Below are 21062 nucleotides of genomic sequence, written 5' to 3'. Positions count from 1 at the left end.
GCGCTTTAGCGCGTTGTCATTCTTTCCGCAGAACCGGCAACCGGAGTGCGTACAATGACAGACTCTCATGATACCGAAATCACGGTGCTCGCCAGTGCGAACGGCCTGACTATTCCAAGCGAATTTCATGCCGGAGTGCGAACCAACCTTGACCTTCTGCGCAGCTATGGCGCGCTGATCGAAGGGCTGGAGCTGCCTGAACGCCTCGAACCAGCTTTCCGGTACGAACCATGAGCGGCCTTCAGCAGCGCACCGTCGCGCTCGCCGCCAGTGTGCGCAAAGGCGAGATTTCCGCCCGGGATCTGGTTGTCAGGACCCTAGCCGATATCGAAGCACGGGACGGGGACTATAACTGCGTCACACGACTGCTGATGCACCGTGCGCTGGAAGCCGCCGAACGCGTGGATCGTCTGGTGCTTCAGGGGCAGGATCCGGGGCCGCTTGCCGGTGTGCCTTTCGGTATCAAGGATCTGTTTGACGTTCGGGGCGAAATCACGACGGCCGGATCCAAGGTTCTGGCCAATGATCCGCCCGCCACGCAGGATGCGACGCTTGTCGCGCACATGATCGCGGCCGGGGCCATTCCCATCGCCCTGACGAACATGGACGAGTTCGCCTACGGATTTGCGACGATCAACGCCCATTACGGCAATACCCGCAATCCGCATGCGCCCGAGCATCTGGCCGGTGGGTCTTCGGGTGGATCGGCGGCGGGTGTGGCAGCGCGGATGTTCTCCATCGGCCTTGGCTCCGACACGAACGGCTCCATCCGGGTTCCGGCGTCGCTCTGCGGGGTCTGGGGGTTGCGGGCCACGCAGGGGCGGCTGTCGGTCGCGGGCAGCTATCCGTTCGTGCCGAGCCTCGATACGGTCGGGCCGTTCGCTGATAGCGCGGGCGGTTTGAAGGCCTGTTTTGAAGCCCTCTGCGCCAGACCGTTGGCGAATGTGGAAGTCGGTAGCCTGCGCATTGCCCGTCTGGGTGGATGGTTTAGTGAGAACATGTCCGCGCCGATGCAGACTGCCATCGACACGCTCTCCATGGCGCTCGGAGCCACGGATGTCGTCGAGATTCCGGAAGTGGCGCGCGCTCGGGCCGCGGCTTTCGTCATCAGCGCTTCTGAGGGGGCGGGGCAACATCTCAGACGTCTGCGGACACAGGCCGCAGACTATGATCCTGCTGTCCGGGATCGGCTTCTGGCTGGTGCTCTTCTGCCCTCGACGCTGATCTTTCAGGCCCATCGTCTGCGTCACTGGTTCCGTGACCGGATGCACGAGGCCTTTGCGAAGACGGATATCCTTCTGGCCCCGGCTCTTGTCGGAGAAGCACCGCGTTTTGATCAGCCGGAAATCGAGATTGGTGGCAAGATGGTATCGGCCCGCGCGAATCTGGGGCTCTATACGCAGCCTCTGACACTTGCGGGCTTTCCGGTTCTGACGGTTCCGATGAAGGTTCCGGGCCTGCCGCTTGGCGCTCAGCTGATTGCGCGTCCGGGTCGGGAGGACCAGCTTTTCGCTCTGGCGGAAAAGCTGGAAACGGACGGACTGGCAGAAGCCCGTCTGATCTGACTTAGGGGCGTTTCAGCGCCTCGGCCATTTTCGTGTGGTCGAGGCGCTTTTCCCATGCCGCAATCAGGACCGGGGCCACGCAGTTGCCTGCGAAATTGCCGACAGCTCGCGCGATCCCTGCAAACCAGTCCACCGCCAGAAGCATCACTAGACTCGCGGGCGGAATGGAGGGGACGCTTGCCAGCGTTGCGGCCAGAATGACGATCGCAAAGCCCGGAATCCCGTGCGCGCCCTTGGACGTGACGAGCGCTGTCACCAGCAGGGTCGCGATCTGCCAGACTGTCAGATGGGTGTCAGTCGCGTTAGCCAGAAAGATGACCGCCATTCCCAGATAAATCGACAGTGCGTCCAGATTGAGCGAATATCCGGCGGGCACCACAATCCCCACGACCTGACGCTCTACCCCGAGTTTTTCAAGCTTGGTCATCAGACTGGGCAGGACCGCGTCTGATGCCGTAGTCGTGGCGACGATCAGCAGTTCTTCGCGGAAATAACGTGCAAACCGCAGTGGACTGACGCCCGCAAGCCGTAGTCCTCCACCCAGCGCACCAACGATAAAGAGACTCACCAGCAGGAAATACAGGGCCGTAAATCCGGCCAGATGCCCGATCGTCTCCAGCCCGTAACGCGCTGTCGTCGTCACCATGGCCCCGAACACACCCAGAGGGGCTATGCGGATGATGACGCCCATCATGCGCGAAAACAGCTCGGAGATACTTTCGATCAGGCGGACCAGAGGGGCGCCACGCTCCCCCATGCCGCTCAGACAGCATCCGGCAAAAATCGCGAAGACGAGGATCTGAAGCACATTCCCCTGTGCGAAAGCTTCTGCGGGGGTATGGGGAACGAGCGAGAGCAGGAAGCCGCTGATACCATTCGCCCGCAGGTTTTGCGCATGGCCGCCATAGGACGCGATCATCCGCGCATCTTCGGCGGTCGGGACGAACCCGACTCCTTTACCGATGCCAAGTCCCATCGCGACCATGACCGCCACACCAAGCGCGAGCGTCGTCATGATCTCGAAATAGAGCAGGGCCTGTCCGCCCAGCCGCCCGACTGTTTTCAGCGAGCCGGCTCCGAGGATTCCGAGCGTTACGATACAGAACAGTAGCGGCCCGACCGCCATGATGATGAGGCGCATGAACAGCGCCGTCATCCAGCCCACATCGTCTGCGAGAGCCGGGAAGAACAGTCCGGCGCCAAGCCCCAGAACCGTCGCCAGCACGACCTGCGCGAACAGGTTTCCGGCCAGAGCTCTCACCACGCGGCAACGGCCCCGTCGCTGCGCGGATCGGTCGCGCCTTCGAGGCGTCCGTTTTCGTGGCGGACCAGCGCGCCTGCATGACCCATGATGATGGACTGTTCCGGGAGCGCTTCGACCGCATGCCCGGCGGCTTCAAGCTGTGATATGACGTCCGGACTGAATCCCGGCTCCACCTTGAGGGACAGGCTCTCGTCTCCCCAGGTCCGCCCGAGCAGCCAGCGCGGACGGCAGATCGCTTCCTGAAGCGGCACCCCGTAGCGGACATGACGGCTGAAGATCGCGGCCTGTGTCTGCGGCTGGCCTTCGCCGCCCATGGTGCCATAGACCATCGTCCGGCCATCCCGCAGCCGGGCCGCAGCCGGGTTGAGCGTATGGAACGGCTTGGCCCCGGGGCGCAGGATGTTCCAGCCTGAATGGGCCAGCCGGAACGACGAGCCCCGGTTTTGCCAGAACAGCCCGCTCTGCGGCAGCATCACGCCGGAGCCGAACTCGAAATACAGGCTCTGGATCATGCTGACCGCTACACCATTGCGGTCGACCGCTCCCATCCAGGTCGTGTCGCCCCACTGTGTTTTCTCGGTCCAGGGCAGGGCGTGGGTCATGGAGATGCGCGACGCCATGGCTTCCAGCCGCGCCGGATCTGCCAGAAGTTCACGGGCCAGTGCTTCGGAGTGTTCGCTGCCATCCGTATGGCGGTTGCGATAGAGAAATGCCTGCTTGGTGGCTTCGACCAGACCGTGGACATGCGCAAAGCTCTCCGGCCCCTCCGCACGGTTCAGATGATCTGACAGGGCCAGAATGAGTAGCGAGGCCACGCCCTGCGTGGGGGGCGCGGTATTGTAAAGGAAGCCGTCGCTGGTCTGGACGTGGAGCGGCTCCTTGACCTCGGCCCGATGTGCCAGAAGATCCAGCGACCGAACCGGACTGCCCGCTGCGGCGAGGTCCGCTGCCAGACTGCGCGCGAGCGGTCCGTTATAAAAACTGCGCAGCCCGTCCCGGTTCAGCATTTTCAGGGTCTGAGCCAGTTCGGGCGACTTGCGGATACTGCCTGCCGTCCAGGGGCAGCCTTTGGGAAAACAGACCCGCGCCAGCGTCGGGTCCGACATCAGCTCCGGCTGTTTCTGCGCCAGAAGAGCAGCCTCGCTTTCGGAGACCACACGCCCGTTTTCCGCATGATGGATGGCATCGCGCAGCAGCCGGTCCAGTGGAAGCGGGTCGCGCATCTCGCTGCTCAGTTCCAGCGCTGTTTCCCAGCCCGAAACCGTTCCCGCTACCGTGTTGGCCGCCAGTCCGCCGCGCCAGGGAATGGTGGTGTGTCCAGCTTCGGCATAAAGCGCGTGCTCGGCGCCCATCGCCAGTGCGCCACAGGCATCAATGGCCACGCTTCGCCCGTCGGGATAACAGATTAGCCAGAACGCATCGCCCCCCAGTCCCGTCATGTGCGGATAGACGACTGCCAGTGTGGAGGCGGTAGCCACGATCGCCTCGATCGCGGTGCCACCATCGCGCAGCACAGCCAGCCCCGCCTGACTGGCGAGATGGTGCGGAGAGGTCACCATTCCGCCAAGGGCGTTGGGTGTCAGCATGGCGGTGTCCTCAAAGGGGCATCAGATCGGGTTGCAGGCGCGGAATATGGGCGCAGAGCGTCCGGATCAGCAGATTTTCGGGGCCTTGCGCGGTCTGATGCCGGGTTGAGGCGATGAACTCCACCTGCGGCATTTCCGGCAACAGCCCCGGGGCGCAATGCGGCAGATGTTCCGCATTGCGCAGGAAAGCCGGTTGCGGTGTCACGCCATATCCGGCGCGCACAGCCGCCAGAAGCGCGCCCAGACTGCCGCTGGTAAACGCCAGATGCCAGGCGCGCCCGGCCTTGTTGAGCGTCTCGATCGCCAGCCGACGGGTGACGCTGCCATCGGGGAACGTCACGAGCGGGATGGACTGCTCGGCCGGAAACTCCGCTCCTGCGGGTGCATACCAGCGCATATCCTCGGTCCAGAGTTTTTGTCCGCGTGTCTCCGTTGTGCGCCGCATTCCGCACCAGACGTCCAGTTCCCCCTGTTCCAGAAGATGGGCCAGATGCGCTGACAGTCCGACCGTCAGCGTGAGCTGCAGCAGAGGGTGAGAGGCGCGGAACGTCCCTAGAATTTCCGGAAAGCGCGTCAGAAGCAGATCTTCCGTCACGCCCAGTCGGATCGTGCCCCGAGGGGCCTCCTGCCGGAAGCGGGACAGGATATTGTCCTCGCACTGCAGAAGATGCCGGGCCAGACCGATCAGCGCCATGCCGTCCTCGGTCAGCCGTACGCTCTTGGTGCTCCGGGCCAGAAGGCGCGTGCCAAGCTGTTCCTCCAGCCGGCTGACATGCTGGCTGATGGTGGACTGGCTCACCCCCTGGCTCTGCGCGGCAGACGTGAAATGCAGCGTCTCCGCAACCGCGAGAAAGGATTGCAGATGGAACGGATCGAGATGCATCTGATCTTTCATGCCAATATGTGTGACCATATTTATTGGCAGGTCAACTTGATCTGCCTCCGTTATGAGCGCAAAGTTTCTCTTCCTTAACACATCCCGCCGGACAGGAGCCCCCATGACAGCCCACGGAGCCCGCGCCGTAGAGCGGTGTCGTATCCTCGCGGATGTGCCCTTCAGCGAAACACCGGGCGGTCTGTTCCGTTTCTGGCTCGGCCCTGCCTATCAGCGTACCCTCACACAGGTCGCGCAGTGGATGGAAGAGGCTGGCCTCACCACTCGTATGGACGCTGCCGGAAGCCTCATCGGACGTTACGAAGGCCTCACGCCCGGCGCTCCGGCCCTGATGATCGGCTCCCATCTCGATACCGTCCGCAACGGCGGGGCCTTTGACGGCAATCTGGGTGTCATGCTGGGAATCGAGCTTGTTTCAGCCCTGAATGAAGAGGGCACACGGCTGCCTTTCGCCATCGAAGTCATGGGTTTTGGTGATGAGGAAGGCTCGCGCTTTGCCGCCCCCATGATCTGCTCCCGCGCGATGGCCGGGCTGATCGATTCCGTCCCCAACGACATGACGGATGCGTCCGGCGTGAGCATGGCCGAAGCCATGATCCGTTACGGCCTCGATCCCGCCCGTCTGAGCGAAACAGCCCGTCGCCCGGATGAACTGATCGCCTATATCGAACCCCATATCGAGCAGGGGCCGGCCATCGAAAGCGCGGATGGTGAAATCGGCGTCGTCACAGCCATCGCCGCCCAGACCCGTCAGCGCGTGACCGTCACCGGCCAATCCGATCATGCGGGCACGACCCCCATGACCATGCGTCAGGATGCGCTGACGGCTGCTGCTGAAATGATACTCGCGGTTGAACGCAACGGCGCGTCAGGGGGTGCTACGCAGGTTGCCACGGTTGGTCAGATCGAGGTCACGCCGAACACGTCGAATGTCATTCCCGGCGAAGTCCGCTTCTCGCTGGATATGCGGGCTGAAACCAATGAAGCCCGCGATGCCATGGCCGAGGCGATCCGCACGGATCTGCGGGCCATCACGGCCCGGCGGGGCGTCGGCATCACATTTGATACGCCCCAGTATCTGCCTGCCGCCGCCTGTGCGTCTGAACTGGTGGAAGGTCTGGCGCGGGCTGTCACGAGCGTCACCGGCCGGCCGGCCCAGCGCCTTCTGAGTGGCGCGGGACACGACGCCATGGCCATGGTCGATCTGTGCCCGATGGGGATGCTGTTCATCCGCAGTCCGGGTGGCCTCAGCCATCATCCCGATGAAACCGTCCGCGTGGGAGACGTTGATTTCGCCCATCGTGCCCTGCTTGCCTTCGTCAAGGAGTTCCAGTCATGAGCCAGCCCGCAACATTCGCCCAGCTTGATCCGCCGTCCCGCCTGCTGATGGGTGCGGGGCCGACGAATGTCCATCCGCGCATCCTTCGCGCCATGTCCTATGACGTGATCGGCCAGATGGACCCGGAAATGACCGCCTACATGGATGAGGTCATGGCGCTGTACCGCGAGGTCTTCCGCACGAAGAACCACTGGACGCTGCTGGTGAACGGTTCTGCGCGCTCGGCGATCGAGGCTGCGCTCGTGTCGCTGGTCTCACCCGGCATGAAGGTCGTTATTCCGCGCTTCGGCCGCTTTGGCCTGCTGCTGACGGAAATCGTCCATCGCTGCGGTGGTATTCCCTGCACGGTGGATGTGGACTGGGGGCAGGTCGTTGATCCGGCGCTCATCGAAGCTGCCATCATCGCGCACAAGCCCGGCCTGGTCGCCTGTGTTCATGGCGATACGTCCACCACGACGGCTCAGCCGCTCGAAGAGATTGGCCGCATCTGCCGCAAACATGACGTGCTGTTCTATGTGGACGCCACAGCCACGCTCGGTGGCATGACGTTCGAGACCGATGCCTGGAACATCGACGTCGCCACGGCCGGGCTTCAGAAGTGCCTGAACGGTCCTCCGGGCTCCGCGCCGATCACGCTGTCTGATCGCGCTGTCGCCGCGATTCTCAAGCGCCGCCATGACGAAGCGGGGATCGCCACTGGTCAGCCGCAGGGCCACGGTCCGGTCATCCAGTCGAACTATTTCGATCTGGCGATGCTGATGAATTACTGGTCCCCGGCGCGGATGAACCACCACACCGAAGCCACATCCATGCTCTACGCCGCGCGTGAAACGGCGCGTCTGGTTGTCGAAGAAGGCGTGGAAGCCCGTGTTGCCCGTCATGTGCGGGCAGGGCGCGCCATGGTCGCCGGCCTGCGGGCCATGGACCTGAAGGTCTATGGTGACGACACTACCCGTATGAGCAACGTCACTGGCGTCTGGGTTCCGGAGGGTGTGGACAATGCCCGCATCCGTCAGCTCATGCGCGATGATTTCGGGATCGAGATCGTCTCGTCCTTCGGTCCGCTGACCGGCAAGATCTGGCGCATCGGGGCGATGGGAATCAATGCCCGCAAGGACAAGGTTCTGCTCACGCTCGCCGCTCTCGATTCCGTGCTGGCCAGCGAAGGCGTGACGCTCAATCGTGGCGCAGGCGTGGATGCCGCCCGCGTGGCGTGGGACGCTGCCTGATTGGACTTCGGGGGCGGAAGCCTCATTTTTTCGGATGGTTCTTCCGGCCTGAACCGCTTTTCTTCCCGCCGCCGTCTTCCTTGTTGACGGTGGCCCAGGCCCGGCGCTCGGCTTCCTTTTCCGGGAGGCCACGCTTTTCGTAGCTTTCCTCGATATGTTCGGCCTGGCGTTTCTGCTTGTCCGTATAGGCTGACTTGTCTCCACGAGGCATGATTTCGCCCTCCTGCAAGAGATCCTGCCCCCTCTACGCCTCAACCCGGCCTGCGTTCCCGACCGGCGCGTCCTACACAAACAGGTGTGTGGTCTTGATCCGAACTCCGCACGGCGCGAGCATCCCCGGAAATATTTCCGTCCGGAGAAACACACAGAATGTCGATCGTCTTCCATCATACGCCCGAACGCGCGAAGGTCTGGAGCGAGAAGTTCGCGCAGGTGCGTCCTGACATTCCGTTTCATGTCTGGCCGGAAACCGGTCCGAAAGAGGATGTCCGCTATCTCGCGGCCTGGAAGACGCCGGACGATCTCGCCACGCTTTTTCCCAATCTTGAGATCCTGTTCTCGCTGGGGGCGGGGATCGATCAGCTCAACCTCGCCAATGTGCCGCCGGGCGTGAAGATCATCCGCATGGTGGAGAGCAGTCTGGTGGAGGGCATGATCGAATATGTCCTGTGGGCGGTACTGTCTTTTCACCGTGACATGTTCCGCTACGCCCGCCAGCAGCGCGAACACGTCTGGGATGGTTCGCACAACCGCCCGGCGAAGCTCTATCGCGTCGGTCTCATGGGTATGGGAGAGCTGGGCAGTCCCGTTCTGGAGAAGCTTGTCTCCTTTGGATACGACTGTCGGGGCTGGAGCCGCAGTCGCCGGGAGGTGCCGGGGGTAAAATCTTTTGCCGGGGCAGGGGAGCTGGACGATTTTCTGGCAGAAACCGACATTCTGGTCTGTCTCGTCCCTCTGACGGATGCGACCCGAGGCATCCTCAATCGCAGCCTATTCGAAAAACTGCCAAAAGGCGCCTGTCTCATCAATTGCGGCCGGGGTGGTCACTTGGTGCAGGACGATCTGATTCCCGCGCTCGACAGCGGTCAGCTTTCACAGGCCGTTCTTGACGTTGCCATGCCCGAGCCGCTTCCGCCTGAACATCCGTTCTGGAGTCATCCCCGCATTTTCCTGACTCCACATATCGCTTCCGCCGCCCAGTCTGAGACTGCCGCCGAAGCCGTACTGGCCAATCTGCGCCGCTATGAGGCGGGAGAACCTATGACCGGCGTTATCGATACGAGACGAGGCTATTGAGACCTCAAAGCGGTTTATGCATTTTCCCGCTTGCCAACCTTGGAGGGCTCGGTTAGAACGCGGCCACCTTGATGGATGCGCCGGTGTAGCTCAGCTGGTAGAGCACGTCATTCGTAATGATGGGGTCGGGAGTTCGAATCTCTTCACCGGCACCATCAAGGTCTTCCGAAAATCTGGTTCTACTGCTTCGTCATTGCGGGCACAGAGCATGATGCCCCTCTAAAGAACGGCATCCGGATCTTCACGATTTTTCAAAACATTGCCGATAAAACCCACTTCCTCTGGGCAATGGACCTGTGATGGGACTACGGTAAGTGTCGATATCCCGATGCAGAGGGCTGCCTGAGAAGGGCGGACTGTCAAAAGACGGCTCCCTGCGTTAGGTTAGGAGCCCGATGTCTGACCGTTTCCATAAACGAATGTGGCGCAACGCCGTCAGCTTTTCCCGCAAGCAGGAGCCCCACGCCTCCATTCATGCGGTGGAAGGTCTGCGCGAATGCCCGACCTGCGGCCTTTTCCAGCATGTCCCACGTCTAAAACCCGGTCATCTTGCAGAATGCCTGCGCTGTGGCTGCCAGCTGGCCCGTCGCCGGAAGACGTCCCTGATCGGCGCCCCGGCTGCTTTCTGCGTTACGTCAGCCGCGCTTTACGCCACGCTCCTCATCAGCTCTCTCATGACGCTGAATGTTTACGGACGGGAGAATACCGTCTCCCTCATGAGTGGTCCGATCGAACTGGGTCATCAGGGCTATGGCGCGATCGGTGTTCTGGTTGCGCTGGTGACGATCCTCATGCCCGGTGTCATCATCGGCCTGATGGCTGCCATCCTTTATGGCGCTTCCCGGCCTCAGATGCCTGACTGGACCCCGCGTCTTCTCACCTGGTATGATCGTCTTCGTGGCTGGTCGATGGTGGAAGTCTATGTCCTCGGCGTCCTGGTGGCCTATACCAAACTCGTAGATCTCGCCCTCGTTATCCTTCAGCCTGGCGTCTATCTTCTGGGTGGTCTGATGCTGAGCATGGCCGCCGTAGACTCGACCTTTGATGCCGAGCGGATCTGGCGCAGTCGCGATATTCGTCCAAAGCTCGACGATCATCAGGGCCATCTGCTCGATGTTGCGCATCTGGATGCCCGTAACGGCATTATTCCCCCTGTGGAGAACATGCTCTCCTGTCATGCCTGCGATCTGGTTCTGGCGTTCGATCATGCTGTGCCGCAGGAGCAGGACATGGGGGACTGCCCGCGCTGCGGACAGATTCTGCGGCGGCGCAAACCCCAGAGCCTGTCGTCGGCCACCTGTCTGCTTGTGGCGGGTGTTGTGTTTTACCTGCCGGCTAACCTGCTGCCAGTCATGACCTACACCAAGGTCGGCCATGGCGCGCCGAGCACGATTATCAGCGGTGTGATCGAGCTATGGCAGGCAGGAATGATACCGCTTTCTCTGCTGGTGCTGTTCGCCAGCATTACCGTACCCGTTCTCAAGATCGTCGCTCTTACGATCATGATCATCAGCACGCGTCTTGGAGCCAGCTGGCAGCTCAGGCACCTTTCTAAACTCTACCGTCTCGTTGTCATCATCGGTCGCTGGTCGATGATCGATGTCTTCATGATTTCCATCCTCGTTGCCGTCGTGCATTTTGGCTTCCTCGCCAATGTCACGGCTGACCCAGGGATGGTCTGTTTTGCGCTGGTCGTGATCCTGACCATTTTCGCCGCAGAGCTTTTTGATCCCCGCGGGATGTGGGATGCCGCTGGCCTCAATGGCACGGTCGCAGCCCCCTTGGCGGACAGCACGGAGCCGGAGACATCTTCTCCGTCCGGCCCTGTCCCGCATCTACCTTCTTCTGACCCTCATGATATGGAGCCTGGACGCGCGTGAGCGATTCCCGAAACAACCGGGGGGAGCAGCCGGTCTCGCCGAAGGAAGCCCCGGTGCGCCGCACCCGCTTCTCCCTCATTCTGCTGATTCCGGTGGTGGCCATTCTCATTGCCGGATGGCTGGCGTGGGAGCATTTCGCGACGCGCGGTCCCGAGATCACCATCACGTTCGAAACGGCTGACGGCCTCACCCCCGGCCAGACGCAGGTCAAGAACAAGGCCGTGACGCTTGGGACCGTTCAGGACATTACCCTCAGCGACGACATGAAGCATGTCGACGTCACGGTGCAGATGAATGCCAACAGTTCCCATATTCTGACTGACCACACCCGTTTCTGGGTCGTGCGTCCGCGGATCAACGGCGCGAGCATCACAGGTCTCGATACCCTGTTCTCCGGTGCCTATATCGCGCTGGATCCGGGAACCGATGATGGCCATTATCAGAAGTCCTTCAAAGGCCTCGAATCACCGCCGGGCGTGCGTTCTGATCAGCCTGGAGAGACGTTCTGGCTGGTATCTCCGTCGCTGGGGTCGCTCGGTCCAGGATCGCCGGTCTTCTTTCGTGATCTTCAGGTGGGCGAGGTGCTCGGCTACACAATGCCGCCGGGTGGAGCGGGACCGATTGTCATTCAGGCCTTCGTTAAAGCGCCATATGACCATTACCTGCGCACGGACAGCCGTTTCTGGAATGTCTCCGGCGTGCAGGTCGGGCTTGGAGCTGGTGGCCTGAAGGTCCAGCTCAAATCGCTTCAGGCCCTGTTCTCGGGTGGTATTGCCTTTGGCCTGCCAGAGCGTCGTCGCAACGTCGATCTGCCCGATGCGCCGCCGAATTCCGTCTTCAAGCTCTATGCCAGCGAGGCCGATGCCGACAACGCGCGCTATCACAAGCGCCTGCGTGTCGTCACCTACATCAACTCCTCCGTCAAAGGCCTCACGAACGGTAGTCAGGTCACTATGTTCGGCCTGCAGATCGGCACCGTCACGGATGTCCGTCTGCTTCTTGAAAGCCCGACCAAACTCCCACGTGTCCGCGTGGACATGGAGCTTGAACCCGAGCGCATGCTGTCCAACTGGGATGACCGGATCGAAAATAGCAAGGAGCCGCCTGTCGAGACCTATCTTCAGGCCTTTGTGGCTGAAGGTATGCGCGCCTCGGTTCAGAGTGCCAGCTTCCTGACTGGCGAATCCATGATCGCTCTGCAATTCGTCAAAAGCGCTCCCACGACGACCCTGACCTACGAAGGAGAGATTGCTGTTCTTCCGAGTCAGGCAGGCGGAATGGATGGGATCATGGAGTCCGTTTCCACCATTACCGACAAGATCGCAGCAATGCCGCTGACTGAAATCGGCGGCCATGTGAACGATCTTCTGGCGCATGCTGATGGTCGTCTGAACAGTCCTGAAGTCACGCAGTCCCTCGCGGCCCTGCGTGATTCACTCCAGAGCCTGAACAAACTGACAAAGACCGCCAACCAGAACCTGCCTGCCCTCATGAAGAGCCTGCAGGGTACGCTGGCGAATGCCCAGTCGGTTCTTGGGTCCTATGGCGGCGATACGGATTTCCACCGCAGCCTCCAGAACATGATCACCCAGCTGACCCAGATGTCCCGCTCGCTGCGGTTCCTCACGGATTATCTGGATCACCATCCTTCCGCTCTCATCACCGGCCGCAGGAACTGAGCCATGACACAGTCTTCGACGTCCCGCCTTCGTTTCCTGTCTCTGGTAGGGGTTCTGGGGCTGACGGGCATGCTTTCAGCCTGCAGCAGTGATCCGACGCTTTACACGCTCGCACCTCTCCCAGGCGTCTCCCAGGCTGGAGGACCGGTCGTGGTGGAAGTGCGGACACCTGTGGTCAGCGCGCGTCTTGATCGCGATACCATCGTGAAGGCCAGCAAAGACTATCAGACCAAGCTGGCCTCTGGCAGCAGCTGGAGCGAAGCACTTCCGGACATGCTGGGCCACACGCTGGTGACCGATCTGGCCCAGCGTCTGCCGGGGACAACCGTTTTCGCGCAGGATGATGCCGTTACCACCACTCCGTCAGCTTATGTTGAGCTGACTATTCGTAATTTTGAAGCCGATTCAGCAGGACATGCGCTTGTGACGGGAATGCTGTCTGTTCATCCGGCAGGTAAGATTATCGGACCTGTCATGACCTGGCCTGTGGTCTGGCAGACATCGGAGCCTGTAGCGTCCAGCACCGCGAGTCTGACAGCGGCACTGAGTCAGGGCGTTGCAGCGATTGCCGATCAGGCCGCCGCAAAACTGCGTGTTCTCCCGCCTCCTGTAAATGACTGAGAGGCGCTAGCAGCTTACCAACAAAAAAAGGCTCCCAAGAGGGAGCCTTTTTTGTTGGAAGAACCAAATTTTTGAAAAGCGTCAGAGCTTTTCGACCTGGGTGAAGTCCAGATCAACAGGGGTGGAGCGTCCGAAGATGGAAACGCTGACCTTGAGGCGCTGGCGCTCGTCGTCCACGTCTTCGATCATGCCGGTGAAGGACGTGAACGGACCATCGGCCACGCGAACCTGTTCGCCGATCTCGAAGGACAGGCTGGAACGGGGGCGCTCAACGCCTTCCTGGGCCTGCTTCATGATGCGGTCGGCTTCGGCGGCCGTGATGGGAGTCGGACGGTTGCGGGTGCCAAGGAAGCCCGTGACCTTGGGCGTGTCCTTGACGAGATGCCAAGCCTCGTCCGTCAGTTCCATCTTTACGAGAACATAACCCGGAAAGAACTTGCGCTCTGCATTGACCTTACGGCCGCGGCGCATTTCCGTGATGTCTTCGGAAGGAACAAGAATCTGTTCGAAATGGTCGGAAAGGCCTTTCTGTGCGGCCTGTTCCTGGATGTGACTCGCGATCTTTTTCTCGAATCCGGAATAGACGTGCACAACGTACCAACGCTTCGCCATGGTGCGAACCTAGCCTCCAACGCCAAAAAGTTCGCGGACGCCGAGGCCGATCACCTGGTCCACGATGAAGAAGAAGATGCAGGTCACGGTAACCATGACCAGTACGGCACCTGACGTGATCAGGGTGTTGCGACGGGTCGGCCACGTGACGCGCTTCGCTTCGGCGCGGACGTCACGGACGTAAGCGACCAGATTGAAGCCGGATCCGTTCTTTTGAGGCGCCGTCTTCCGCGACTCGTCTTTCGGGGTACTGACCGACACCATCGTCCTCGAATCAAGTGAAAATCCCGCTCCCGGTGTCGGGAAGGACATCCGGCGAGAAGGAGTGGCAGGGGTGGAGGGTCTCGAACTCTCAACCTCCGGTTTTGGAGACCGGCGCTCTAGCCAATTGAGCTACACCCCTATCATCGGGCAGGACATTTTGAGGTGTCATGCCAGCGACAGTGGCCGCAAAAGAGAATGTTCGGGAACAAAAGTCAAGTGCCCTGAACATCTTTGTTGTGGAATTTCCATTTTGGATTTTCCCCTCTTGCGGGCGCTGGAACAGATGGAGTAGGAAGACTTCCATCTGAGCGGGCGTAGCATAGTGGTAATGCAGTAGCCTTCCAAGCTTCTTAGGAGGGTTCGATTCCCTTCGCCCGCTCCAGAGTTCCAAAAAAAATCAGCGCTGTATTTTCACTGCCACTGGCAGGGGACGTGCGATGGTGTGGCTTCCCCAAACTGGAGAATCTGCAACGCTACAGCAGCATCTCCGACATTGCCTGACAGGTGGCCTTTCGGATCCGCCCCATGAGCTGTCGGTGCTACATCCTCACTGAGCAGGATGTCGCCGGGATTGAGTTCCACACTGGTGCCGTCCATCGCCCTGACAAAATAAATCCCCGACAGCGGCACGATCCACTGAACCTGGTGACTCTCGTTCCATCCGCCTTTCCAGTGAGGGGGCTGCACGCGCATCGTCACTGCCGCCGACCCGTCATGGGGGCTGCTGAGCATGATCTTGTCACCTTCCGGGGTAATCGAATCCTCATGGAAAGTAGACATCTTGCATTTTGTCAGGTGGGTGACGCCCTGCGGATCGGTCCAGTTGTCCCAATAGGAAATGGTTGGGAAGGATGGTTTGTCCTCAATCGGGGTCGCGTGGGCTGTTGTGCCCAGGGCAGGGATGGACAGGGCGCCCATGAGGAAAAAGAGGCGCTTCTGGATGGACATTCGGTCTCCATACTCATTTTGGGGGATGGTGTTGTAAGAGTGTGATTTCTGGAAGAAAGATATCCCGAAAAATCACTGTGGAACACCTGTCATGCCAGTCCGGCGGGGGAAAACGCAAACCAGCCCCATGATAACGGGTACTGATAGGGTGATTTGCTGATCCTCTTGGTTGCGCAGGACTGGGGCAGCGTGCTAGAGGCGGCGCCAAGTGGAGGACCGGGTTTCAGACGAATCCTGCGCAGGAACGTGTATGCCCGGTCCGGACAGTTTTGATGCAAGGAACCGGATAAGCCGGTTCCGGCCGCACTCTGCGGCGGATTTAGTGAGACGGAACACGCGTGTGACGGTGACACAGGTGCCGCAGGTTGGACATACAGGGGGCTTGGCCCAGCGCTATGCCCGTGCGCTTTATGACCTCGCTTCGGAACAGGGAAATCTTTCCGATGTTCTGGGCGAAGTGAAGGCGCTGCGTACCGCCATTTTCGAAAGCGACGATCTGCGGAAATTCTTGGCTGACGCCCGGATGGACATCCGCCAGGGCCGGACGGTTTCGGATGTCCTGATGTCGAAGCTCGGTTTTGGAGACACCCTGCGACGGTTCGTCGGCGTTATCGCCGATAACCGCCGTCTGCCTGATCTTGCATCCATTCTGGACGGCGTTCTGGCTCTTGATTCCGCCCTGCGTGGTGAAGTCGTCGCCGAAGTCCGCTCCGCACAGCCTCTTACGGATACGCAACGCAGCCAGCTTCAGGCCCGTCTGGCCGAAGCCGGTTACAGCCGCGTGTCCATGACTGAACGTACGGACGCCGCCCTGCTTGGTGGCATGACCGTACGGATCGGTTCCACACTGTTTGATACTTCGATCGCCGGGCGCCTGACCCGCCTGCAGAACGCCATGAAGGGAGCCGCGTGATGGATATCCGTCCCGCTGAGATTTCGGACATCCTCAAGCAGCAGATCGCGTCGTTCGACCAGGTCGAGACCGTTTCCGAGACAGGCACAGTCCTGTCCATCGGCGACGGCATCGCCCGCGTCTACGGCCTGAATAATGTCATGGCCGGTGAAATGGTCGAGTTCGAAGGAACTGGCCTCAAGGGCATGGCGCTGAACCTCGAAGCCGACAATGTCGGTGTGGTTCTGTTCGGCGACGGCGACGGCATTCGTGAGGGCGACACCGTCCTGCGTACGAAGTCCGTGGTTGAAGTTCCGGTTGGCAAGGGCCTGCTGGGACGCGTGGTCGATGGTCTGGGCAACCCGATCGACGGCCGTGGCCCGCTGACGGATGTCACGTATCGCCGCGCTGAAGTGAAGGCTCCGGGCATCATGCCGCGCCAGTCGGTCAGCGAGCCGATGCAGACCGGCATCAAGGCCATCGACGCCCTTGTCCCCATCGGACGTGGCCAGCGTGAGCTGATCATCGGTGACCGCCAGACGGGCAAGACCGCGATCCTGATCGACACCATTGTCGCCCAGAAGCCGGTCAATGCCGAAGGCGACCCGAAGAAGTCCCTGTACTGCATCTATGTCGCCATCGGGCAGAAGCGCTCCACGGTTGCAAACCTGGTCCGTACGCTCACTGAGCATGGCGCGATGGAATACTCCATCGTTGTTGCTGCTACGGCGTCCGACGCTGCTCCGATGCAGTATCTCGCACCGTACACGGCCTGCGCCATGGGTGAGTATTTCCGCGACAACGGCATGCACGCTCTTGTCTGCTACGACGATCTGTCCAAGCAGGCTGTGGCCTATCGTCAGATGTCCCTGCTGCTGCGTCGTCCGCCGGCTCGTGAAGCATTCCCGGGTGACGTGTTCTACCTGCACTCCCGTCTGCTGGAGCGTGCGGCCAAAATGTCCGACGCCAATGGCGGCGGCTCCCTGACGGCTCTGCCCGTCATCGAGACGCAGGCTGGCGATACGGCTGCCTACATCCCGACCAACGTGATCTCCATCACCGACGGCCAGATCTTCCTTGAGACGGATCTGTTCTACAAGGGTATCCGCCCGGCCGTGAATGTCGGTGGTTCGGTGTCCCGCGTGGGTTCCGCAGCCCAGATCAAGGCGATGAAGCAGGTTGCCGGCAAGATCAAGCTGGAGCTGGCCCAGTATCGTGAAATGGCTGCGTTCTCGCAGTTCGCTTCCGACCTGGATGCCGCAACCCGGAAGCAGCTGGATCGTGGTGCCCGTCTGGTCGAGCTGCTGAAGCAGCCCGAGACGTCCCCGCTGCCCGTCGAAGAACAGGTTGTTGTTCTTTATGCCGGGACGCGTGGCTACGTTGATCCGATCGCGGTGGACAAGGTTGTGGCCTATGAAGCCGCTCTCCTGTCCGAACTGCGCGGTGCGGGCTCTGACATCCTGACGGCCATTCGCAATGACCGCCAGATCAAGCCGGAGACGGAAGGCAAGCTCAAGGAGCTGCTCGAAGCATTCGGCAAGCGCTTTTCGGCCTGAGGATAGCCCATGGCTTCGCTGAAGGAACTGCGTGGACGGATCACGGGCGTCAAATCGACGCGCAAGATTACGAACGCGATGAAAATGGTCGCAGCGTCAAAGCTGCGGCGCGCCCAGATGCAGGCCGAAGCGGCCCGCCCCTATGCGGACGCCATGCGTCGCATGATGGCGGAGCTGGCGACGGCGACCCGTGGTGAGGACGCAGCCAGTCTGCCGCGTCTTCTGGCGGGAACAGGCAAGGACCAGACCCATCTCGTGGTGGTGCTGACCTCTGACCGCGGCCTTGCTGGCGGCTTCAACGCCAACATCGTCCGCAGTGCCCGTCAGCTGGTCGACACGCTTGTCTCTGAAGGCAAGACGGTTCGCATCCTGCCGGTTGGCCGTAAGGGAGCAGACATCCTCGTGCGTCACTATCCGGAGATGATCACCGATCGTCTGTCAGGCAGTGATGGCAAGGATGTGGGTTTCGACAAGGCTTCCGATATCGGAAGCCGGATCGCGACCATGCTGGACGCGGGCGAAATCGACCGCTGCACGCTGGTCTATAACCGCTTCCTCAACGCCATGACGCAGGTTCCGGTCCAGGCGCCTCTGGTTCCGCTGTCGGTTCACGAGAACGACAATGCCGCACCTGATGCCGACACGGCGCAGTACGAATTCGAGCCCGATGAGGCAACACTCCTGACGCAGCTTCTGCCGCGCAACCTGCAGGTCCAGATTTTCTCGGCCATGCTGGAAAGCGCTGCAGGCGAGCAGGGCGCGCGGATGACCGCGATGGACAATGCCAGCCGCAACGCCAGCAAGGCCATCGATCGTCTGTCGCAGAAGTACAACCGCACGCGTCAGGCGAACATCACCAACGATCTGATCGAAATCATCTCCGGCGCAGAAGCCGTTTGAGATCACGCAGGAGACGAATTTGATGTCTGAAACTCTTACCCCTTCTGCCGGAGCTGCCAATAACGTGGTCGGCCGTGTCACCCAGGTGCGCGGACCGGTCGTGGACGTGCAGTTCGAAGGCGATCTTCCCTTCATCCTGAACGCCCTGCACGTTCAGAACGGCGATCACACGCTGGTTCTGGAAGTGGCCCAGGAAATCGGTGAGCGTCAGGTCCGCTGCATTGCCATGGACACGACCGACGGTCTGGTTCGTGGCACTGAAGTCCGTGACACCGGCACCCAGATCATGGTTCCGGTTGGCCCGGGCACGCTTGGTCGTATCCTGAACGTCGTTGGCGAACCCATCGACGATCGTGGCCCTATCCACAGCGAGCTGCGCTTCCCGATCCATCGCCCGGCTCCGTCCTTCGAAGAGCAGGCTGCTGCGTCCGAGATCCTCGTGACCGGCATCAAGGTTGTCGATCTGCTCTGCCCGTACCTCAAGGGTGGTAAGATCGGTCTGTTCGGTGGCGCCGGCGTCGGCAAGACGGTCATCATTCAGGAACTCATCAACAACATCGCCAAGGCGCATGGTGGCGTGTCCGTCTTCGCTGGTGTGGGTGAGCGTACCCGTGAAGGTAACGACCTGTATTTCGAAATGCAGGACGCAGGCGTCATCAAGATTGCTGAAGACGGCTCGACCGAGGGTTCCAAGGTTGCGCTGGTCTACGGCCAGATGAACGAGCCGCCGGGAGCCCGTTCGCGCGTCGCCCTGACGGGTCTGTCGCTTGCCGAGTACTTCCGTGACGAAGAAGGACAGGACGTCCTGTTCTTCGTGGACAACATCTTCCGCTTCACGCAGGCTGGTTCTGAAGTTTCCGCACTTCTGGGCCGTATCCCGTCCGCAGTGGGCTACCAGCCGACGCTGGCTACCGAAATGGGTGCCCTGCAGGAGCGTATCACCTCCACGAAGAAGGGCTCCATCACGTCCGTTCAGGCCGTGTACGTCCCTGCTGACGATCTGACCGATCCGGCGCCTGCCGCGACCTTCGCGCATCTTGACGCCACGACGGTTCTCAACCGTTCGATCGCGGAAATGGGCATCTATCCGGCTGTTGATCCGCTGGATTCGACGTCCCGTTCGCTCGATCCGAAGATCGTTGGTGAAGAGCACTATCAGGTTGCGCGTCAGGTTCAGCAGACGCTCCAGACCTACAAGGGCCTGCAGGACATCATCGCGATTCTCGGCATGGACGAGCTGTCTGAAGACGACAAGAAGATCGTTGGCCGCGCCCGTCGCATCCAGCGCTTCCTGTCCCAGCCTTTCCACGTGGCCGAAGTCTTCACAGGCGCCCCGGGCAAGCTGGTGTCGCTGGAAGACACGATTCGTTCCTTCAAGGCTGTCGTGGCTGGCGAGTATGATCACCTGCCGGAAGGTGCTTTCTATATGGTCGGTGACATCGACGAGGCCGTTGCGAAGGCCGAGAAGATGAAGCAGGAGGCCTGATCCGATGCCGCTTCGCATCGAGATCGTCAGCCCGGAAAAGCGCCTTGTCGAACGTGACGTCGACATGGCCGTGGTCCCGGGCATGGAAGGCGATATTGCAGCCATGCCGGACCGCGCACCGCTGATGCTTCAGCTGCGGGGCGGCGTTGTGGCCCTCTATCAGGGTGACAAGATCGTGGACCGTTACTTCGTGACGGGCGGTTTTGCCGATATGGGTGCTGATCACTGCACCATTCTGGCCGATTCCGCACAGCTCATGAGTGAGCTGTCCGTGGATGAGGCCAAGAGCCGTCTGCGGGACCTGGAAAGCCGCTGGGCTGAAATCGGTCCGAACGATGTGGACATGCACGACCAGATCAGCCGCGAACTGCAATCCGTTCGCGCCGAACTGGAAGCTGTTCAGGAACACGGTCCGGCCTGAACGGTCTTTTCAGACCAGGTTTGCAAAAACCCGCTTCACCGCAAGGTGAGGCGGGTTTTTCTTTGCCATTTTTCAGAACTCTTCATGCTCAGGTGCCTGAAATGACGGCGTGCCTCACCGGCAAAGATATTGCCTAGGTGCGTTTCAGGAATTTTTGTGAGGTGAAGGGGCTCGCTGTCGCAGGCTGAGAAGCTCGCAGCTTTGTCTGCGGGCTATCCCGGAGCTGGAGAGGTAACGTTATATGAGCCGTAAGGTGCGATAACGCGCTCTTCTGCCTGCTCAAGAGACGTTGAGCAGGCAGAAGACCAGGAAATTCAAAGAAAACGACAAAAAAAGCGCCCGAAAGGCGCTTTTTTCATCTTTTTATCGTTTCGGAAAACCAATGGGTAGCGGGGATAAGTTGGTTTTGTGAGGGATTTCGGGGTGTTGAGAGTGTGAGTAAGTACGAGTCTGAATGTGTTTGACACTCTGGGGAGGTCCCCGTATAAGCCCGTTCACCGACGCAGCGGGGGCCACTTACTGAGGTCTTCTGGGGCGGCGGGGACGACGATCTTTGAAAATTGAATATGGAATTGGAAGGGATATGTTGGCGGCGTTTTGGTGCTGGTGATCTGGGATTAAGTTCCTGG

Annotated in this window: 20 protein-coding genes and 3 tRNA genes; 15 read left to right on the top strand and 8 right to left on the bottom strand. The window is 60.7% G+C overall.

Annotated elements, in window-relative coordinates:
• Positions 1-54: 54 nt before the first annotated feature.
• The gene (locus JK202_RS10375) at positions 55-234 is read left to right on the top strand and encodes a DUF4089 domain-containing protein (protein WP_211560850.1); all 180 of its coding nucleotides are present in this window, start codon (positions 55-57) and stop codon (positions 232-234) included.
• Positions 231-1565: an AtzE family amidohydrolase gene (locus JK202_RS10370; protein WP_211560848.1), complete on the top strand. Its 1335-nt coding sequence runs from the start codon at positions 231-233 to the stop codon at positions 1563-1565. The genes JK202_RS10375 and JK202_RS10370 overlap by 4 nt, the downstream gene beginning before the upstream one ends.
• Position 1566: 1 nt before the next feature.
• Here the strand turns inward: JK202_RS10370 and JK202_RS10365 are convergent, their stop codons facing one another.
• Genes JK202_RS10365 through JK202_RS10355 form a run of 3 tightly spaced genes read right to left on the bottom strand, consistent with a single transcriptional unit; the run spans position 1567 to position 5310 of the window.
• A complete protein-coding gene (locus JK202_RS10365; protein ID WP_211560846.1) occupies positions 1567-2829 on the bottom strand; it encodes a cation:dicarboxylate symporter family transporter in 1263 nt (420 codons plus the stop codon).
• A complete protein-coding gene (locus JK202_RS10360) occupies positions 2823-4415 on the bottom strand; it encodes a gamma-glutamyltransferase family protein (RefSeq protein ID WP_211560844.1) in 1593 nt (530 codons plus the stop codon). The genes JK202_RS10365 and JK202_RS10360 overlap by 7 nt, the downstream gene beginning before the upstream one ends.
• A 10-nt stretch (positions 4416-4425) precedes the next feature.
• On the bottom strand, positions 4426-5310 hold the full coding sequence (locus tag JK202_RS10355; RefSeq protein WP_211560842.1) for a LysR family transcriptional regulator: 885 nt from the start codon (positions 5308-5310) through the stop codon (positions 4426-4428).
• Between the two features lie 103 nt (positions 5311-5413).
• Between JK202_RS10355 and JK202_RS10350 the strand changes: the two genes are divergently transcribed.
• The gene (locus tag JK202_RS10350) at positions 5414-6649 is read left to right on the top strand and encodes an allantoate amidohydrolase (protein WP_211560841.1); all 1236 of its coding nucleotides are present in this window, start codon (positions 5414-5416) and stop codon (positions 6647-6649) included.
• Complete coding sequence (locus JK202_RS10345) at positions 6646-7878, top strand: alanine--glyoxylate aminotransferase family protein (RefSeq protein WP_211560839.1); 1233 nt, start codon at positions 6646-6648, stop codon at positions 7876-7878. Before JK202_RS10350 ends, JK202_RS10345 begins: the two co-directional genes overlap by 4 nt.
• A 22-nt stretch (positions 7879-7900) precedes the next feature.
• On the opposite strand, the gene JK202_RS10340 is transcribed toward JK202_RS10345, so the two are convergent.
• The gene (locus JK202_RS10340; protein ID WP_211560838.1) at positions 7901-8089 is read right to left on the bottom strand and encodes a hypothetical protein; all 189 of its coding nucleotides are present in this window, start codon (positions 8087-8089) and stop codon (positions 7901-7903) included.
• Between the two features lie 158 nt (positions 8090-8247).
• On the opposite strand from JK202_RS10340, the gene JK202_RS10335 reads away from it, so the two are divergent.
• The 5 genes from JK202_RS10335 (at position 8248) to JK202_RS10315 (ending at position 13354) form a co-directional block, all read left to right on the top strand.
• Positions 8248-9174, top strand: a complete 927-nt coding sequence (locus JK202_RS10335) for a glyoxylate/hydroxypyruvate reductase A (protein WP_211560837.1) — start codon at positions 8248-8250, stop codon at positions 9172-9174.
• A gap of 79 nt (positions 9175-9253) precedes the next feature.
• A tRNA-Thr gene (locus JK202_RS10330) sits at positions 9254-9329 on the top strand.
• A 240-nt stretch (positions 9330-9569) separates the two neighbouring features.
• Entirely contained in the window at positions 9570-11054 is a 1485-nt protein-coding gene (locus JK202_RS10325; RefSeq protein ID WP_211560835.1) for a paraquat-inducible protein A, read from the top strand.
• Positions 11051-12733, top strand: a complete 1683-nt coding sequence (locus JK202_RS10320; protein WP_211560833.1) for an MlaD family protein — start codon at positions 11051-11053, stop codon at positions 12731-12733. Before JK202_RS10325 ends, JK202_RS10320 begins: the two co-directional genes overlap by 4 nt.
• Before the next feature lie 3 nt (positions 12734-12736).
• Positions 12737-13354, top strand: a complete 618-nt coding sequence (locus tag JK202_RS10315; RefSeq protein ID WP_211560831.1) for a membrane integrity-associated transporter subunit PqiC — start codon at positions 12737-12739, stop codon at positions 13352-13354.
• A gap of 81 nt (positions 13355-13435) precedes the next feature.
• On the opposite strand, the gene nusG is transcribed toward JK202_RS10315, so the two are convergent.
• The 3 genes from nusG to JK202_RS10300 all read right to left on the bottom strand — a co-directional run bounded on the left by nusG (position 13436) and on the right by JK202_RS10300 (position 14369).
• A complete protein-coding gene (gene nusG / locus JK202_RS10310) occupies positions 13436-13966 on the bottom strand; it encodes a transcription termination/antitermination protein NusG (protein ID WP_062496163.1) in 531 nt (176 codons plus the stop codon).
• Between the two features lie 9 nt (positions 13967-13975).
• A complete protein-coding gene (gene secE, locus JK202_RS10305; RefSeq protein WP_228119962.1) occupies positions 13976-14230 on the bottom strand; it encodes a preprotein translocase subunit SecE in 255 nt (84 codons plus the stop codon).
• A gap of 62 nt (positions 14231-14292) precedes the next feature.
• Positions 14293-14369, bottom strand: a tRNA-Trp gene (locus JK202_RS10300).
• A 169-nt stretch (positions 14370-14538) separates the two neighbouring features.
• Between JK202_RS10300 and JK202_RS10295 the strand changes: the two genes are divergently transcribed.
• Positions 14539-14612: transfer RNA gene (locus JK202_RS10295), tRNA-Gly, on the top strand.
• Between the two features lie 29 nt (positions 14613-14641).
• Here the strand turns inward: JK202_RS10295 and JK202_RS10290 are convergent.
• Positions 14642-15178 carry a hypothetical protein gene (locus JK202_RS10290; RefSeq protein WP_211560829.1) on the bottom strand — a complete coding sequence of 179 codons (537 nt, stop codon included), beginning with the start codon at positions 15176-15178 and terminating at the stop codon, positions 14642-14644.
• A 340-nt stretch (positions 15179-15518) separates the two neighbouring features.
• On the opposite strand from JK202_RS10290, the gene atpH reads away from it, so the two are divergent.
• From atpH to atpC, 5 genes are read left to right on the top strand one after another with little or no spacing between them, the layout of a single operon-like run.
• A complete protein-coding gene (gene atpH, locus JK202_RS10285) occupies positions 15519-16091 on the top strand; it encodes an ATP synthase F1 subunit delta (protein ID WP_211560827.1) in 573 nt (190 codons plus the stop codon).
• Positions 16091-17626, top strand: coding sequence for a F0F1 ATP synthase subunit alpha (atpA, locus tag JK202_RS10280; RefSeq protein ID WP_211560825.1), 1536 nt, complete (start codon positions 16091-16093; stop codon positions 17624-17626). Before atpH ends, atpA begins: the two co-directional genes overlap by 1 nt.
• A gap of 9 nt (positions 17627-17635) precedes the next feature.
• Entirely contained in the window at positions 17636-18526 is an 891-nt protein-coding gene (locus JK202_RS10275; protein ID WP_211560823.1) for a F0F1 ATP synthase subunit gamma, read from the top strand.
• A 22-nt stretch (positions 18527-18548) separates the two neighbouring features.
• A complete protein-coding gene (atpD, locus tag JK202_RS10270) occupies positions 18549-20012 on the top strand; it encodes a F0F1 ATP synthase subunit beta (protein ID WP_211560820.1) in 1464 nt (487 codons plus the stop codon).
• Positions 20013-20016: 4 nt separating this feature from the next.
• Positions 20017-20433, top strand: a complete 417-nt coding sequence (gene atpC, locus JK202_RS10265; RefSeq protein WP_086648568.1) for an ATP synthase F1 subunit epsilon — start codon at positions 20017-20019, stop codon at positions 20431-20433.
• Positions 20434-21062: the final 629 nt, after the last annotated feature.

This window comes from Gluconobacter sp. Dm-62, from assembly GCF_018256155.1.
Classification (GTDB): domain Bacteria; phylum Pseudomonadota; class Alphaproteobacteria; order Acetobacterales; family Acetobacteraceae; genus Gluconobacter.
Note: the sequence above shows the minus strand (reverse complement) of the source record. Positions and strands in the feature narration are given on the sequence as shown.

Bases quoted from the DNA above. Each gene is read 5' to 3' on its own strand.
- JK202_RS10350 (WP_211560841.1), top strand. From the start codon at position 5,414: ATGACAGCCCACGGAGCCCGCGCCGTAGAGCGGTGTCGTATCCTCGCG.
- secE (WP_228119962.1), bottom strand. From the start codon at position 14,230: ATGGTGTCGGTCAGTACCCCGAAAGACGAGTCGCGGAAGACGGCGCCT.
- JK202_RS10325 (WP_211560835.1), top strand. From the start codon at position 9,570: ATGTCTGACCGTTTCCATAAACGAATGTGGCGCAACGCCGTCAGCTTT.
- JK202_RS10290 (WP_211560829.1), bottom strand. From the start codon at position 15,178: ATGTCCATCCAGAAGCGCCTCTTTTTCCTCATGGGCGCCCTGTCCATC.
- nusG (WP_062496163.1), bottom strand. From the start codon at position 13,966: ATGGCGAAGCGTTGGTACGTTGTGCACGTCTATTCCGGATTCGAGAAA.
- JK202_RS10335 (WP_211560837.1), top strand. From the start codon at position 8,248: ATGTCGATCGTCTTCCATCATACGCCCGAACGCGCGAAGGTCTGGAGC.
- JK202_RS10360 (WP_211560844.1), bottom strand. From the start codon at position 4,415: ATGCTGACACCCAACGCCCTTGGCGGAATGGTGACCTCTCCGCACCAT.
- JK202_RS10355 (WP_211560842.1), bottom strand. From the start codon at position 5,310: ATGAAAGATCAGATGCATCTCGATCCGTTCCATCTGCAATCCTTTCTC.
- JK202_RS10345 (WP_211560839.1), top strand. From the start codon at position 6,646: ATGAGCCAGCCCGCAACATTCGCCCAGCTTGATCCGCCGTCCCGCCTG.
- JK202_RS10275 (WP_211560823.1), top strand. From the start codon at position 17,636: ATGGCTTCGCTGAAGGAACTGCGTGGACGGATCACGGGCGTCAAATCG.
- JK202_RS10375 (WP_211560850.1), top strand. From the start codon at position 55: ATGACAGACTCTCATGATACCGAAATCACGGTGCTCGCCAGTGCGAAC.
- JK202_RS10340 (WP_211560838.1), bottom strand. From the start codon at position 8,089: ATGCCTCGTGGAGACAAGTCAGCCTATACGGACAAGCAGAAACGCCAG.
- JK202_RS10370 (WP_211560848.1), top strand. From the start codon at position 231: ATGAGCGGCCTTCAGCAGCGCACCGTCGCGCTCGCCGCCAGTGTGCGC.
- atpD (WP_211560820.1), top strand. From the start codon at position 18,549: ATGTCTGAAACTCTTACCCCTTCTGCCGGAGCTGCCAATAACGTGGTC.
- atpA (WP_211560825.1), top strand. From the start codon at position 16,091: ATGGATATCCGTCCCGCTGAGATTTCGGACATCCTCAAGCAGCAGATC.
- JK202_RS10315 (WP_211560831.1), top strand. From the start codon at position 12,737: ATGACACAGTCTTCGACGTCCCGCCTTCGTTTCCTGTCTCTGGTAGGG.
- atpC (WP_086648568.1), top strand. From the start codon at position 20,017: ATGCCGCTTCGCATCGAGATCGTCAGCCCGGAAAAGCGCCTTGTCGAA.